This is a genomic window from Terrirhizobium terrae, assembly GCF_030323265.1.
Taxonomy (GTDB): Bacteria; Pseudomonadota; Alphaproteobacteria; order Rhizobiales; family Rhizobiaceae; genus Neorhizobium.
Map to the genome: position 1 here is coordinate 1403295 of NZ_CP104992.1, position 14763 is coordinate 1418057.

A 14763-nucleotide genomic window follows, 5' to 3' on the forward strand; every position below is an offset into this window, starting at 1 on the left:
CCCGCGGTTCCGAAAACTTCGTTTCGGAACGGGATCGCGCCAGATGTCAAATTCCGCAGAGGCCGGCGGTCAGCCAGCCCGCAGCCTGAGGGACCGGTTTCCGCTGGCAGCCCTCATCATCGAGCGCTGTCTCCTGTCGCTCGTCCTTCTCTTCGCCGTTTCCGTGCTGATCTTCGCCGGTGTGGAAGCACTGCCCGGCGATTTCGCCACCACCTATCTCGGCCAGTCGGCAACGCCCCAGGCGGTCGCCAACATCCGCGCCGACCTCGGTCTCGATCGACCCGTCGTCACCCGTTATTTCGACTGGCTGGGCGGCGTCGTGCAAGGTGATTTCGGCACGTCATGGGCGAGCCGCAACTCGGTTTCCGAACAGGTCGGAAACCGGCTCGGCAATTCGCTCTTCCTCGCAGGTTTCGCGGCGATCATCGCCGTACCGCTGGCGATCGGGCTCGGCATGCTGTCGGTACATTTTCGCGATCGCATGCCAGACAAGATCATCAACGTCATCTCGCTGGCGGCGATCTCTCTGCCGGAATTCTTCATCGGCTATCTGCTGATCCTCTACTTCGCGGTCAATTTCGGCATTGCGACCTTCCCCGCGACGGTCTACCAGGGCATGGGCTTCCTGGAGCGCATCCAGACGATCGCCCTGCCGACGGCGACCCTGGTTCTCGTCGTGCTGGCCCACATGATGCGCATGACGCGAGCCGCGATCCTCTCGGTCATGTCGTCCGCCTATATGGAAACGGCCGAGCTGAAGGGCCTGTCCAGCTGGCGCGCGATCGTCAAGCATGCAGCGCCGAATGCGCTGGCACCGATCATCAATGTGGTCGCACTGAACCTCGCCTATCTCGTCGTCGGCGTCGTGGTGGTCGAAGTCGTCTTCGTCTATCCCGGCATGGGCCAGTACATGGTCGATGCGGTCACCGTGCGCGACATGCCGGTGGTACAGGCCTGCGGCCTGATCTTCGCTGCTGTCTACATCCTGCTCAACATGCTGGCTGACATCCTCGCGATCGTCGCCAACCCGCGCCTGAGGCATCCGCGATGAGATTGAGAGAAATCCCCATCACCGCCTGGGTCGGTATTTTCGGCATCGCGCTCGCCATCTTCTGCGCTCTCTTCGCCCCGCTGATTGCGCCTTATGGCGAGACGGAAGTGGTCGGCGGCGTCTGGCAGGCAGGCGACAGCCAGTTCTTCTTCGGCCTCGACAATCTCGGCCGCGACATACTCTCGCGGCTGATCTACGGCACCCGCACGACGCTGTTCGTGGCGCTGGCGGCGACCGTCATCTCCTTTTCGCTCGGCATCATCCTGAGCTTCACGGCCGCCGTTTCCGGCGGGCTGGTCGATACGGTCTTCTCCCGCTTCAACGACCTGATGATGTCGATCCCGACGCTGATCTTCGCGCTCGTCGTATTGGCCGTGCTGCCGCAATATCTGTTCGTTCTGATCCTCGTCATGGCGGTGCTCGATTCGACCCGCGTCTATCGCCTCGGCCGCGCCGTGGCGCTCGACGTCGCGGTGATGGAATTCGTCGAGGCGGCGAAACTGCGCGGCGAAGGCAAGACCTGGATCATCTTTCGCGAGATCCTGCCGAACACGCTGTCGCCGCTGCTGGCCGAATTTGGCCTGCGCTTCGCCTTTGCGATCCTGTTCCTCTCCACCCTCTCCTTCCTCGGCCTCGGCATCCAGCCACCAACGGCGGACTGGGGCGGTATGGTGAAGGACAACAAGGACGGCATCATTTTCGGCATTCCCGCAGCACTCGTGCCCGGCGGGGCGATCGCGGCTCTCTGCATCTGCGTCAACCTAGTGGTCGACTGGCTGCTGAAGCGAACCTCCAGCCTGAAGGGAGGCCGTGGCGATGCCTGATCAGAACCTTCTCTCCGTCCGCAATCTCAAGATCGAGGCGACAAGCTATCCTCCGGGCGAGCCGCCGAAGCGGATCACCATCGTCGACGGCGTTTCCTTCGATCTCGCCAAGGGCAAGGTTCTCGGCCTGATCGGCGAGATCCGGAGCCGGCAAGTCGACGATCGGCCTCTCCGCCCTGGCTTATGGCCGAGGCGGTGCCGAGATCACCGGCGGCGAGGTAAAGCTCGACGGCACGGACATTCTGAAACTCGGCAAGGGCGGCATCCGCAAGCTGCGCGGCGCGCGAGATCTGTTACGTGGCGCAATCAGCGGCCGCCGCCTTCAACCCCGCCCACAGGCTGGGCGACCAGGTGATCGAGGCAACCGTCAAGCATGGGCTGATGAGCAAGGACGAGGCGCGCAAGCGGGCGCTCTATCTCTTTCAGGTTCTCGGCCTGCCGAACCCCGAAACCTTCGGCGAACGTTTTCCGCACCAGGTCTCCGGCGGCCAGCTGCAGCGCGCCATGACGGCGATGGCGCTCTGCTCCAACCCGGACCTGATCGTCTTCGACGAACCGACGACGGCGCTCGACGTGACGACCCAGATTGACGTTCTGGCAGCGATCAAGCACGCGATCGAGGAGACCGATACGGCGGCGCTCTACATCACCCACGACCTCGCGGTGGTGGCGCAGATCTCCGACGACATCATGGTCCTTCGCCACGGAAAGATGGTGGAATACGGATCCGTACAGCAGATCATCCAGGCACCGACGCAGGACTACACGCGAGCGCTGGTGAATGTCCGCCAGACGGCGCGGCAGGAGGCGGCCGATCAATCGGCGGCGCTCCTCAAGGTCGACAATGTCAGCGCCGAATATTCCAACGGGTTCAAGGTTCTGCACGGCGTTTCCCTGCATCTCTGCAAGGGCCAGACGCTGGCGATCGTCGGCGAGATCCGGCTCGGGAAAATCCACCCTCGCCCGTGTCATTACCGGTCTTCTTCCGCCGAGTGCCGGTTCGATCACCTTCGAAGGCAAGCCGCTGACGCCGACGCTGAAAAGCCGGCCTCGCGATGATCTCCGCCGCATTCAGCTCATCTACCAGATGGCTGATACGGCGATGAACCCGCGCCAGACGGTACGCGACATCATCGGCCGGCCGCTGACCTTCTATTACGGCCTGCGCGGCGCCGCGAAGACGGCCCGCGTGAAAGAACTTCTGGACCAGATCGAGATGGGCAACGGCTTTATCGATCGCTACCCGGCCGAGCTTTCCGGCGGGCAGAAGCAGCGTGTCGCGATTGCCCGCGCACTGGCGGCCAAGCCCGAGCTGATCCTCTGCGACGAACCGACCTCGGCACTCGATCCGCTCGTGGCGGAGGGTATCCTCAAGCTGCTGATGAAGCTGCAGGAGGAGCAGCAGCTTTCCTATGTCTTCATCACCCACGACATCGCCATCGTGAAGGCCATCGCCGACTCCGTGGCCGTCATGCATCGCGGCAAGCTGGTCCGTTTCGGGCCGAAATCGCAGGCTCTGTCTCCACCCTTCGACGACTATACCGACCTCCTGCTCAAGTCCGTGCCCGAGATGCAGCTCGGCTGGCTGGAGAAAGTGCTGGCGACCCGGCGCATGGCAAGTGCCGGAAACTGAAGATCGATTGTTGAAAGCAGAATGCGCATGGCTGACCGTTCCTTCACCGTCATCGAAAACCAGTGGATCAGGCTGAAGGACGGGACGCGGCTCGCCGCCCGCATCTGGATGCCGGAAGGGGCGGAAGCCGATCCGGTGCCGGCCGTCTTCGAATTCCTGCCCTATCGCAAACGGGACGGGACAAGCCCACGCGACGAGATCCACCTATCCGGTGTTTGCGGCAGCCGGCATTGCAGGCGTGCGCGTCGATATCCGTGGCTCGGGGGAATCCGACGGTGTCATCGATGGCGAATATACCGAGCTGGAACTGGCCAATGCCTGCGAGCTGATCGCCTGGATCGCCGAACAGCCCTGGTCGAACGGCTCGGTCGGGATGATGGGTATTTCCTGGGGCGGCTTCAACTGCCTGCAGGTGGCGGCCCTTCGCCCGCCGGCGCTGAAGGCAGTGATCTCGATCGCTTCCACGACCGACCGCTACAACGACGATATCCATTACAAGAACGGCTGCCATCTGTCGGCGCAGCTATCCTGGGCGGCGACGATGCTGGCCTACCAATCCCGTTCTCCTGACCCGGAAATCGTCGGCGACCGTTGGCTGGAAATGTGGATGGAGCGGCTGGAAAACGAGCCATTTTTCATGGAGGAATGGCTCTCCCACCAGCGCCGCGACGCATTCTGGAAGCACGGTTCCATCTGCGAAGACTACTCGGCTATCGAAATCCCGGCACTTGTCATCGCGGGATGGGCGGACGGATATCGCAACACACCTTTTCTTGCCGCCGAAGGGCTGGGCGACAAAGCCAAGGCTCTGGTCGGCCCGTGGGTGCACAAATACCCGCATTTCGCCTGGCCGAAGCCACGCGCCGATTTCCATGGCGAGGCGATCGCCTTCTGGAACCGCTGGCTGAGGGGCGAAGAGAATGGGATCGAAGAGCTGCCTCAGGTCCGCGCCTACATTCTCGACGGACCAAAGCCGGCGACGCGCCGCGACAACGATCCCGGCTTCTGGGCCTCAAAGAAGTTTTGGAGCGAACCGGAAAGTGAGTGCTTCTATGTCGACCAGTTCGGCACGCTGCTCGAAGGCATGCCGATCCCGCATGCGCCGGCACATGAGATCTATCTCAAATCGCCGCTCGATACCGGCACCGCGGCCGGCGAATGGTTTACTCTCAAACCAGACGCGGAACTTGCCGGCGACCAGCGCGGCGACGATGCCGGCTCGCTGACCTTCCAGACGCCCCCGCTCGAAGAAGCGAAGGACTATCTCGGCCGCCCGAGCATCACGCTGACGCTCCGCGCAGATGCAGAACTGGCCAATCTCTGCGCCCGCATCGTCGATATCCATCCCGATGGTACGGCGACGCGCGTATCCTTCGGCGTCATCAATCTTGCCCATCGTGACGGCAATGATGAGCCCAAGCCGCTCGTTGCCGGCGAGCCGGTAAAGATCAGGCTCGATCTCGATGCCTGCGGTTATCGCTTCGAGAAAGGCCATCGAATCCGGCTATCGCTCTCGACCTCCTATTGGCCGATGATCCTGCCGCCGCCGCTCGATCCTGGTGTGACGATCGACATCGCCTCGCTTGGCCTCGCCATGCCTTTACTCGGCGAGCACGAGACTTTCGACATGAAGCAGCCGGACAATCCCGATCCGCTGCCGAAATATATCGAACACGCACCGTCGGAGACGCGCCGCTCAGTCACCCGCGATCTCGCCGCCAATCTGACCCGTTACGAGGTTCTTGAAGACACCGGCCTGTTCGAACATCCCGGCACCCGCCTTTCCACCCGGCAATTGAAGGAAGAGACCTGGTCCATCAGCCCGGACGATCCTTTGTCGATGACGGGTATCTCGACCTGGACCTGCGACATGAAGCGCGCCCGCTGGTCGGTCCGCACCGTCGCGACGGCAAAGATCGCCTGCACGGCGACGGACTGGCTGATCAATGCCTCGGTCATCGCCTATGATGGCGAAAGGCAGATCTTCAAAAGACCTTCGAGAAGGCGATACCGCGCGACCTCATGTGACGTGCGGCACGCCACGTCGATGTGAATTGACCGGCCCCTGCCTGAGGACCACAGTCATGACAACCGGAGGAGTTGTCATGAGAAAATTTGCACGTCGAAGCCTTGGCGCTGGACTGGCCGGATTGCTGTTCGTTCTGCCCGCAACCACCTCTTTAGCTGCGGAGGCCGCCGTCGTCATTCCCGCCCCGCTCGTGGATGAGGCATCGAAGGCAAGCAGCGAAACCGCAGTCTTTGCCGGCGGCTGCTTCTGGGGCGTTCAGGGTGTCTTCCAGCATGTGAAGGGCGTGAAGAACGCTGTTTCAGGCTATTCCGGCGGTGCCAGGGAGACCGCGACCTATGAAACCGTCAGCGGCGGCAAGACTGGGCATGCGGAATCGGTGGAGGTAACCTTCGATCCCAAGGAGGTAAGCTATGGCACGCTGCTGCAGATCTTCTTTTCGGTGGCACACAATCCGACCCAGCTGAATTTCCAGGGGCCGGATCACGGCACGCAGTACCGCTCGGCGATATTCACGGCGAGCGATAAGCAGAAAAAGGTGGCCGAGGCCTATATCGCCCAGCTTTCTAGGACCGGGCTCTTCCACGATCCGATCGTCACCAAGGTGTCGACGCTCGAGGCTTTCTACCCGGCCGAGAAATACCATCAGGATTTTCTGACCCTGAACCCGGATTACCCTTACATCATCTATAACGACATGCCGAAGATCGACAATCTGAAGGCCATCTTCCCGACGGCCTTCAGAGCCAATCCTGTGCTGGTCTCAAAAGCGAAGACTTAAGCTTTCGGGTCGGTCAGGAATTTCAGCGCCTGAACCGCGCCTTTGGCATCCACCGTCGGTCTGTTAGCGGTGCTCTCATGCAAGGAAAGCGAGCTTAGTGGCCATGTCTGGCTACCGGCATCACAGCGCCGAGCTGATGATGTTACAAAGCCCCGTACGCACGACGTCCTTGGTGGTCAGCTGCCCGGCCTGGATATCGAAGACTGCATCGACGCGTACGCCCGCGCCCTTCTGGCGGGCGACGACGCGCAGTGTCTGGATGCGGCCGCTTCCGGTGGTTTCCTGATAGGCATCGATCGAGGAGAGTTCCTTGTTGACCTTGATGCCGGAGAAGCCCTCCGCGGAGACCGCCATCGCGAGATTCTTCAGCACGGCTGCGGATTTCGCCTTCGGAAACTCTTGCCACGTCCTGTAGCTCAGCGCGGTCATCATCGGTACACCCGATACCTTGAAATTTGCCTCACAGGACGCCGCCTCGGCAAAGCCTGCGCCCGCGATCAGCAGAACTGCCGTCATTGCAATGATCTTCAATTTCATCTCCTGAAACGTATTTTTCCAAACACACAGGAACTATCCGACTTCAGATCGGATGACGAGAAGAGATGATGCGCGGCTTTTGATCTTTCGACGGCCTGCACCGGTTAAAGATTGGCGATAGGCGTCGGGAGGTCTGTGATACCGGTCATAGCGCCCCTGCCGCCATATCGCGGATTGCGACGCAGAGCGCATCAAACCCCTCCCCGGCGCCAGGGCTCATGTGCCGCGCCCGAAGCCATGCATGAACCATCTGGGGCTCATCGCGAAAGGCGGCCATGACACCCGCCTCTCTTAGTCTGTCCGCATAGAGCTTGCCGTCATCACGGAGCGGGTCGAAATGTGCTGCCGTGATATAGGCCGGAGGCAGGTCCGACAGATCATCCGAGAGAAGCGGATGCGCCACTGGCTCATCTGCGGGCGCTTTCAATACGGCACGGTAATACGCCACGTCAGCGGTCGTCAGGCCGGGCGCATCGGCCATCTCGCTGTAGGAGCCTGAAACAAGATCACCGCCCAGCGCCGGATAGATCAGCACCTGCCCGACGAGACCCGGCAGTCTTTCGTCGCGGGCACGCAGGGCAAGCCCGGCCGCGAGGTTTCCGCCAGCACTGTCGCCGATCACCACGACCTGTCTTCCCGCCCCGACAAGCTGTTTCAACACGCCGAAACAGTCATCCGACTGGGCCGGCCAGACATGCTCCGGCGCCAGCCGGTAGTCGACCGAGACCAGCTCAGCCCCGGCGAACTCGGCAATCTCGGCGCAGATGGCATCATGGCTTTGGAGCGAGCCGACGACAAAACCACCGCCATGGAGATAGAGCAGAACCGTATCCGTCGTGATGATCGCAGGCCGATAGCGACGGATCGGCACGAACAGCGTCTCGTCTAGAAATATCATGCCCGCAGGCAGCGGCTGATCGAACTGTGCGCAAAGCGCGTCGTACCAGGCCCGCTGCTGCGAAATCGGGGCGTCGACAGCATCATCCGGATAGAAGCGACTGCAGATCTCCAGAAACTCGAGAATACCGGGCTCATCCGGCTTCGGTGCCTGCGAGATTTTCGTGTCCATCGTCAGCCCTCCCGCGTCTTTGATTTCCCAAGCCTAAGGCAAGCCGCCGACTGGTCGCAAGCGTCAAATAAACGTGATGGTTTCGGCACTTGGGAGCGGCGCTTGCTCCTTGCCAATCTGCGCATAACGCCTAGCTCTCTATCCTGAACGGCTAGGGGAATGGCAGGGTGGCGAGGCGAGACATGGTCGGCGGGGCCGAGCAGATATATCGAAGCCGCGCGCTTTGGTTCGAGCATCCAGGCCAGTGCAGCCTGAGGGAGCAGCCGATCCAGCGGACAGAACGCCAGGTTCTCGTGCGCAGCCTCTATAGCGGCATCAGCCGGGGTACGGAGTCTCTCGTCTTCAATGGCAGGGTTCCCCCTCGGAATATGAGCGGATGCGCGCACCTCACCAGGAGGGCGCCTTCACCTTCCCCGTCAAATACGGCTATTCGCTTGTTGGGCGAGTGGAGGATGGCCCGGAAGCGCTCGCGGGCAAGGCCGTCTTTGCATTGTTTCCGCATCAGGATTTGTTCGCCATCGAGCCGGAGAGCATACATGCCCTGCCGGAGGGCGTACCCGCCGGGCGTGCCGTGCTCGCCGCCAACATGGAGACGGCGCTCAACATCGTCTGGGACGCCGAGGCAAGCCCGGGCGACCGGATCGTGGTCTTCGGTGCAGGCGTCGTGGGCCTTCTCACGGCTTATATTGCCTCGCGCATCATCGGTACTGAAGTCACGATCTGCGACGTCAACCCGGCAAGATCAAAGCCGGCTACCGATCTTGGTCTCGACTTTCAGTCTCCCGCAGCTCTCAGGGGTGAATATGATTGCCTGATCAATGCCTCGGCATCGGCGGAGGCGCTCGGCCAGGCACTCCAACTCGCGGGCCTTGAGAGCCGTATCGTGGAGGCTAGCTGGTATGGAGATCGGCAGGTGGAAATTCCGCTGGGCGGCGCCTTTCATGCCAGGCGCCTGGCCATCGTCGGTTCGCAGGTCGGCTCCTCCCACCCCACAAGCGCGCGCTGGACCTACAGGCGACGGCTCGCCAAGGCGCTAGAGCTTCTTCGCGACGACCGGCTCGATTGCCTGATTACAGGCGAAACATCTTTCAACGACCTGAAGGATCGATACGCCGATATTCTGGCGTCATCACTCACCCTTTGTCACCGCATCACCTATTGAGGACATTATAATGTTTGCTGTTGAAGTCCGTGATCACATGATGATCGCGCATAGTCTTCCCCGCCCCGTATTCGGTCCGGCACAGGGCATGCATGGCGCAACATTCATCGTTGATGCCGCCTTCTTCACCCGCGAACTCGACGATGACGGCCTGGCCGTCGATATCGGGCTTGCGACCGAGTTGCTGAAGGAGGTTTTGGCTCCGCTCAACTACCAGAACCTCGACACGCTGGATCGCTTTCAGGGCAAGATCACCACGACGGAATTCTTGGCCAAGGCGTTGTTCGACGACATCGTCGCGGCGATCCGGAGTGGCCGTTTCGGAGAGGGCGGAAAGAGGATTTGCCGTTTGCGCATTACCCTGCATGAATCCCATACGGCGCGCGGCTGGTACGAGGCGGATCTGTGAGCCGGACTGTCACATTCGCCTATCCGGGCGACCTGAACACGCCGACCGGTGGCTATGGCTACGATCGTCGCCTCATTGCCGGGCTTGGTGATCTCGGCTGGACGGTGGAACCCCTGTCTCTCGGCGCCGGCTTTCCGACCCCCAATGCTGAGCAACTGCAGGAAGCGGAACGGAAACTGGCGGCGCTTCCCGACGGCGCGATCGTAATCGTCGACGGGCTGGCCTTCGGCGTCATGGATGGCTGGGCCAGGCGCGATGCCGGCCGTTTGACGATCATTGCGCTGGTCCACCATCCGCTTGCGATGGAAACCGGACTGGATGCGGAAAGCCAGCGATATCTTCATGACACCGAAACGAAGGCGCTCGGCCATACGGCAGGCGTCGTCACGACCTCGGAGACGACTGCGAAACTTGTCGCCGAGTCTTACGGGGTACCGCTCTCGAACCTTCTCGTCGCAGTCCCGGGCGTTCAGCCGGCAGCACTGGCAACCGGCACTCAAGGAGCGCCGCACATCCTGAGTGTCGGCAGCCTTACCCGGCGCAAGGGCCATGACGTCCTGATCTCCGCCCTGGAGAAGATTGCCGACCTCGAATGGACGTGCAGGATCGTCGGAAGCGCCGATCTCGACCGCGTCACGGCTGACACGCTTCGTAGCCAGCTCTCGGCCTCCAGTATCAAGGACAGGGTGGAGCTCGCCGGTGCCGTCGACGATATTCGCGCGGACTTTGCCCGCGCCGACATATTCGCGCTGGCGACACGATATGAGGGGTATGGCATGGTCTTCGCGGAAGCCATGGTCCACGGTCTCCCGATCGTCGGCTGCCGGGTTGGCGCAGTGGCCGACGTGGTGCCGGACAATGCCGGCTTTCTCGTCGAGGCCGACGATCCGGACGCATTTGCCGGCGCTTTGCGGCGTCTGCTGGAGGATACCGATCTGAGAATATCAATGGCCGATGCCGCCGCTGTAGCCGGTGCCAAACTGCCATCCTGGCACGATACCGCCGCGCGCGTGTCGGACTTTCTGAAAGCGCGCCATGAGTTTTGATCCGCACTGGCTGAGCTTGCGCGAACCGGCAGACGGAAATGCGCGCGACCGGCATCTCCTTCTGCAGGCCAAGGAGGTGATCGAGAAACATCCGGGCGGCGTCATCCTGGACATTGGCTGCGGTAGCGGCTCGACCTATCGCAGCCTGCAACCTCACCTGCACGACAACACTCGCTGGCGGCTTCTGGACAATGACCGAGCTCTCCTGGACGAGGTCCGTAATCGCCACGGCGACGCGGTAGAGACCATCGAGATGGATCTCGGGAATGTGGACGCCCTGCCGCTCCACGACGTTGCATTGGTGACCGCATCCGCTCTGTTCGATTTGTGTTCGGCGCAATTCATCGACAGTGTCTCGCGTCGTCTCGGCGGCGCTAGCATCGGCCTCTATGCAGCCCTCAATTACGACGGCGAGATGGACTGGACGGACGAGCACCCCTTGGACCGAACTGTCACCGCGGCCTTCAACGCTCATCAGCAAAGCGACAAGGGGTTCGGCCTCTCGCTCGGGCCCGACGCCTGGCAGGCGCTGGCGGATGCAATGCGCCTGCAGGGTAGCGACGTCACCATCGCAGAAAGCCCCTGGATGCTTGGAGATGAGGAAACAGACCTTCAGCTTCTTCTGTTGAGCGGGATCGCGAGTGCCGTGCAGGAACACGGCCAGAGGGAGCCAGAAGAAGTCATTTCCTGGTACGCCTATCGCCAGGACTCGGCACGAGAAAAGCGAGGCTTATGCCGGATAGGGCACCGGGATCTCATCGCGGTTTTCTAGGCTTGCCGCGGTGTCGCCTGCACGCAGATCGCAATCGAAGACAATATCCGTACCGATGTTGTGTACGGTCACGCTTGGGCGCTTGGCGTCGCTCAGCAGATCGATCGGCGGAAGGTTGATGCCGGCAGGTCCCGAACCGATGATGATCGGAGCGATGGAAACATGCAGCCTGTCAATCAGGCCCTTGTCCATGAAACGCGCGATCGTCGTCGCGCCGCCTTCCACAAGAACGCTCTTCAGGCCGCGCTCGCCGAGTGCTGCCAGGATATCAGCCGGCGCGAGTTCCCCATTCGACTGACGGCCGATCCGTACCGTTTCGTGCTCTGGACATCGTGATACGACGTCAGAGGCCTGGACGATGATGACCGGAGCGCCGCCGTCGTGAAGCATTTTCGCGTCGAGAGGCATGCGCCCGTTGCAGTCGATCACGACGCGCACCGGGCTCGATCCCGCGACCGCGCGCACAGACAGGCTGGGATTGTCGGCAACGACGGTTCCGACACCCACGATGACGGCATCGACGAGAGCGCGGCAGCGATGGAGATGTTCTATACCGTCACAGCCGGACACGTCCTTCGCATCGCCCGAGGGAGTTGCGACGCGCCCGTCGAGGGATTGCCCCACCTGCGCAAGGACAAACCTGCCACGCCTCATCGCAATCGGCCGATAGAGATCGCTGAACGGGCTGGTCCTGTCACCGGATGCAGAGCCATCAGAGGCTAGTCGCTGTTGCCGAAGCGACAAGATGCGCTGCCATTGATCGTCGTTCATTCTCGCCTGTCGCACGTCATGGCCCTCTGGATCGATATGGGAAACGCGGTCACGACAGCCCGCACCTTGCCTGCACGACGAAACATTCCATCACGCATATATAGAAGAAATGGAGCATATCCGGAGCGGTCAATAGCCGTCACACGCAATTGTGCGCCGTAAACGGTCAGGCATCCTTGGAATCCTTGATCAGCACGGACTGATCCGTCAGGTATCTTGCAAAGATGGGGAGGCTTGCCCCGCCGATCGCCCGTGCCTGGGCGCCGACCTTGCCCGAGATGATGTCGGGAATGATGACGCCCTGCAGATCGAGCCGGTTGACCGCCTCGATCGTCGCGCTGACCAGTCGCGTTCTGACCCAGGACGGAAAGCCGCCATCGATCACGGCCGCTCCGAAATCGATGATCGAGGCGGCCGCGACGATTGCCTGCGCGAGTGCCGCGGCCGAATCGTCGATCCACGCCTGCAAAGGCTCGCCGAAATCGATCCAGTCATCAGCCGAATACCAGAGCGGCTGGGGATCGATATTGCGTTCCCGCAGCATGTTTTCGAGCACGAAGATCGAGGCGATGTCGAGCAATTGGCGGTTTTGGCCCTTCTTGTCATGCACCGGCAGCGGCCCGACCGCACCGGCAGTTCCCGTGCGTCCGGAAAAAATTGCGGAATTGAGGACGATGCCTCCGCCGATGAACGATCCGATGAAGAGATAAAGGAAATCCGGATAATGGGAGCCGATGCCGAACACGAGCTCGGCGCCGCAGGCGCTTGTCGCGTCGTTCTGGAGATAGACCGCGTAGGGTGTCTTGGCCGAGATCTCGGCCTGAAGATCGAAGCCTCGCCAGGCGTCCATGGCTCCGGGCGGCGCACCGACTTCGTCGGCCCAATTCCACAATTCAAGGGTGCTGCGATGCCGACGCCGGCAATACGGCTCCGTTCTACGTCATCGAGCTCGCCCTCGATCCTTGCCATGCCGGACGTGATGATCCTGATGATCTCCTCTGGGCGAGGGTAAGCATAGGTTTCATGGTACTGCTTGCGAACGCCGCCGGCGAAATCCATCAGCACGAGATCCGCACTGCGGCGACCGATCTTCACGCCGAACGACAAGACCGCGTCCGGATTGAGGCGCATCGGAATGGACGGCTGCCCAACCCGTCCGCGTATCGGCTCTCCGCGCAGCAGCAGCCCATCCTGTTCGAGTGAGCGCATGATCACGGAAGCCGTCTGGGCGGAAAGACCGCTCAACCGCGTGATATCCGCCTTCGACAGTGCTCCATGCAGACGCACGAGCGAAAGAACCAGCCGCTCGTTGTAAGCCCGCACGCGGATCTGGTTCGATCCGCCGGCAAATCGCGTCGTCGTCATAGACCCTGAAAGCGGGCCGTCTGGAACAGACATTAGTCATTCCCCGAATTCCAATGGATGTCGTCTAGCATCGCACGCCAAATAAATAATTCAATCGGAATTAATTATTGACAGACAAACCCGTTTGGCACTTAATCTGCGCCAGTGAACATTCGGGAACGGCTTTGGAGGAGGCATCCCGCATTCGGCTTGACCCGTGTTCGCAGGTTCGGTCCGCTCGGCGGCCATTTGTTCTGGAGGAGAGCATGAAGAAATCCGTATTGTCCGTGACTTTTGCCGCCTTGGCGCTCGGCGTCGCTTTTGCAGCACCTGCCCGTGCCGCCGACGTTTCGGCCTGCCTGATCACCAAGACCGACACCAATCCCTTCTTCGTCAAGATGAAGGAGGGCGCGACCGCCAAGGCCAAGGAACTTGGCATGACGCTGAAATCCTACGCCGGCAAGATCGACGGCGATTCGGAAAGCCAGGTCGCCGCGATCGAGACATGCATCGCCGACGGCGCCAAGGGCATCCTGATCACCGCCTCCGATACCAAGGGCATCGTGCCGAACCTGAAACAGGCCCGCGACGCCGGCATGCTGGTGATCGCTCTCGATACGCCGCTCGAACCGATCGATGCGGCCGACATGACATTCGCCACCGACAACCTCCTCGCCGGCAAGCTGATTGGCGAGTGGGCGAAGGAAACGCTCGGCGACGCGGCCAAGGAAGCCAAGGTCGCCTTCCTCGACCTGACGCCGTCCCAGCCGTCCGTGGACGTGTTGCGCGACCAGGGCTTCATGATGGGCTTCGGTATCGATCCCAAGGATCCAAACCGCATCGGCGACGAGGATGATCCGCGCATCGTCGGCCACGACATCACCAACGGCAACGAGGAAGGCGGCCGCACCGCCATGGAGAACCTTCTTCAGAAGGATCCGACCATCAACGTCGTCCACACGATCAACGAACCTGCTGCTGCAGGCGCCTATGAGGCGTTGAAGGCAGTCGGTCGCGAGAAGGACGTCCTTGTGGTTTCCATCGATGGTGGTTGCCCGGGCGTGAAGAATGTCGCCGATGGCGTGATCGGCGCGACCTCCCAGCAGTACCCGCTGCAAATGGCAGCACTCGGCATCGAAGCCATCAAGAAATTCGCCGACAGCGGTGAAAAGCCCAAGCCGACCGAAGGCAAGGACTTCTTCGACACCGGCGTGACGCTGGTGACGGACAAGCCCGTGCCCGCGATCAAGTCGATCGATACCAAGGAAGCTCTCGGCAAATGCTGGGGCTGATCAGCCTTTAGAAAATCGTCCGGCGGGCCTGCAACGGCTCGCCGGC

The 14763-nt window shown here is 61.5% G+C and carries 11 protein-coding genes and 3 pseudogenes; 10 read left to right on the forward strand and 4 right to left on the reverse strand.

Going from position 1 to position 14763, the window contains the following annotated elements; all coding sequences use genetic code 11:
- Nucleotides 1–43 precede the first annotated feature (43 nt).
- The 5 genes and pseudogenes from N7E02_RS14630 to msrA all read left to right on the forward strand — a co-directional run bounded on the left by N7E02_RS14630 (nt 44) and on the right by msrA (nt 6315).
- A complete protein-coding gene (locus tag N7E02_RS14630; protein ID WP_286582785.1) occupies nt 44–1051 on the forward strand; it encodes an ABC transporter permease in 1008 nt (335 codons plus the stop codon).
- Entirely contained in the window at nt 1048–1875 is an 828-nt protein-coding gene (locus N7E02_RS14635; protein WP_286582786.1) for an ABC transporter permease, read from the forward strand. Before N7E02_RS14630 ends, N7E02_RS14635 begins: the two co-directional genes overlap by 4 nt.
- Nucleotides 1868–3508, forward strand: a pseudogene (locus N7E02_RS14640) (ABC transporter ATP-binding protein). Before N7E02_RS14635 ends, N7E02_RS14640 begins: the two are co-directional and overlap by 8 nt.
- Before the next feature lie 27 nt (nt 3509–3535).
- Nucleotides 3536–5536, forward strand: a pseudogene (locus N7E02_RS14645) (CocE/NonD family hydrolase).
- Nucleotides 5537–5613: 77 nt separating this feature from the next.
- Nucleotides 5614–6315: a peptide-methionine (S)-S-oxide reductase MsrA gene (gene msrA / locus N7E02_RS14650; protein ID WP_286582788.1), complete on the forward strand. Its 702-nt coding sequence runs from the start codon at nt 5614–5616 to the stop codon at nt 6313–6315.
- A gap of 120 nt (nt 6316–6435) precedes the next feature.
- Here msrA and N7E02_RS14655 read toward each other — a convergent pair whose 3' ends face one another.
- Nucleotides 6436–6852 carry a hypothetical protein gene (locus tag N7E02_RS14655; protein WP_286582790.1) on the reverse strand — a complete coding sequence of 139 codons (417 nt, stop codon included), beginning with the start codon at nt 6850–6852 and terminating at the stop codon, nt 6436–6438.
- Nucleotides 6853–6997: 145 nt separating this feature from the next.
- Nucleotides 6998–7921 carry an alpha/beta hydrolase gene (locus tag N7E02_RS14660; protein WP_286582794.1) on the reverse strand — a complete coding sequence of 308 codons (924 nt, stop codon included), beginning with the start codon at nt 7919–7921 and terminating at the stop codon, nt 6998–7000.
- A 376-nt stretch (nt 7922–8297) separates the two neighbouring features.
- On the opposite strand from N7E02_RS14660, the gene N7E02_RS14665 reads away from it, so the two are divergent.
- The 4 genes from N7E02_RS14665 to N7E02_RS14680 are packed head-to-tail and all read left to right on the forward strand — an operon-like array spanning nt 8298 to nt 11310.
- Nucleotides 8298–9083: a zinc-dependent alcohol dehydrogenase gene (locus tag N7E02_RS14665; protein ID WP_286582797.1), complete on the forward strand. Its 786-nt coding sequence runs from the start codon at nt 8298–8300 to the stop codon at nt 9081–9083.
- A gap of 10 nt (nt 9084–9093) precedes the next feature.
- The gene (locus N7E02_RS14670; protein ID WP_286582799.1) at nt 9094–9492 is read left to right on the forward strand and encodes a 6-pyruvoyl trahydropterin synthase family protein; all 399 of its coding nucleotides are present in this window, start codon (nt 9094–9096) and stop codon (nt 9490–9492) included.
- Nucleotides 9489–10538: a glycosyltransferase family 4 protein gene (locus N7E02_RS14675; protein WP_286582801.1), complete on the forward strand. Its 1050-nt coding sequence runs from the start codon at nt 9489–9491 to the stop codon at nt 10536–10538. The genes N7E02_RS14670 and N7E02_RS14675 overlap by 4 nt, the downstream gene beginning before the upstream one ends.
- Nucleotides 10528–11310, forward strand: a complete 783-nt coding sequence (locus tag N7E02_RS14680; protein WP_286582805.1) for a class I SAM-dependent methyltransferase — start codon at nt 10528–10530, stop codon at nt 11308–11310. Before N7E02_RS14675 ends, N7E02_RS14680 begins: the two co-directional genes overlap by 11 nt.
- On the opposite strand, the gene N7E02_RS14685 is transcribed toward N7E02_RS14680, so the two are convergent.
- Together N7E02_RS14685 and N7E02_RS14690 are read right to left on the reverse strand one after the other, a co-directional pair.
- Nucleotides 11269–12081 (reverse strand): RibD family protein, encoded by an 813-nt coding sequence (locus N7E02_RS14685; protein ID WP_286582807.1) that lies wholly within the window; start codon nt 12079–12081, stop codon nt 11269–11271. The two genes, N7E02_RS14680 and N7E02_RS14685, sit on opposite strands and share 42 nt — an antisense overlap.
- A gap of 166 nt (nt 12082–12247) precedes the next feature.
- Nucleotides 12248–13479, reverse strand: a pseudogene (locus N7E02_RS14690) (ROK family transcriptional regulator).
- A gap of 212 nt (nt 13480–13691) precedes the next feature.
- Here N7E02_RS14690 and N7E02_RS14695 point away from each other — a divergent pair.
- Nucleotides 13692–14717, forward strand: a complete 1026-nt coding sequence (locus N7E02_RS14695) for a sugar ABC transporter substrate-binding protein (protein WP_286582809.1) — start codon at nt 13692–13694, stop codon at nt 14715–14717.
- Nucleotides 14718–14763: the final 46 nt, after the last annotated feature.

What these genes read in the sequence shown, in the direction of transcription:
- N7E02_RS14630 (WP_286582785.1), top strand. Translation starts at nt 44, where the DNA reads ATGTCAAATTCCGCAGAGGCCGGCGGTCAGCCAGCCCGCAGCCTGAGG.
- N7E02_RS14635 (WP_286582786.1), top strand. Translation starts at nt 1,048, where the DNA reads ATGAGATTGAGAGAAATCCCCATCACCGCCTGGGTCGGTATTTTCGGC.
- msrA (WP_286582788.1), top strand. Translation starts at nt 5,614, where the DNA reads ATGAGAAAATTTGCACGTCGAAGCCTTGGCGCTGGACTGGCCGGATTG.
- N7E02_RS14655 (WP_286582790.1), bottom strand. Translation starts at nt 6,852, where the DNA reads ATGAAATTGAAGATCATTGCAATGACGGCAGTTCTGCTGATCGCGGGC.
- N7E02_RS14660 (WP_286582794.1), bottom strand. Translation starts at nt 7,921, where the DNA reads ATGGACACGAAAATCTCGCAGGCACCGAAGCCGGATGAGCCCGGTATT.
- N7E02_RS14665 (WP_286582797.1), top strand. Translation starts at nt 8,298, where the DNA reads ATGCGCGCACCTCACCAGGAGGGCGCCTTCACCTTCCCCGTCAAATAC.
- N7E02_RS14670 (WP_286582799.1), top strand. Translation starts at nt 9,094, where the DNA reads ATGTTTGCTGTTGAAGTCCGTGATCACATGATGATCGCGCATAGTCTT.
- N7E02_RS14680 (WP_286582805.1), top strand. Translation starts at nt 10,528, where the DNA reads ATGAGTTTTGATCCGCACTGGCTGAGCTTGCGCGAACCGGCAGACGGA.
- N7E02_RS14685 (WP_286582807.1), bottom strand. Translation starts at nt 12,081, where the DNA reads ATGAACGACGATCAATGGCAGCGCATCTTGTCGCTTCGGCAACAGCGA.
- N7E02_RS14695 (WP_286582809.1), top strand. Translation starts at nt 13,692, where the DNA reads ATGAAGAAATCCGTATTGTCCGTGACTTTTGCCGCCTTGGCGCTCGGC.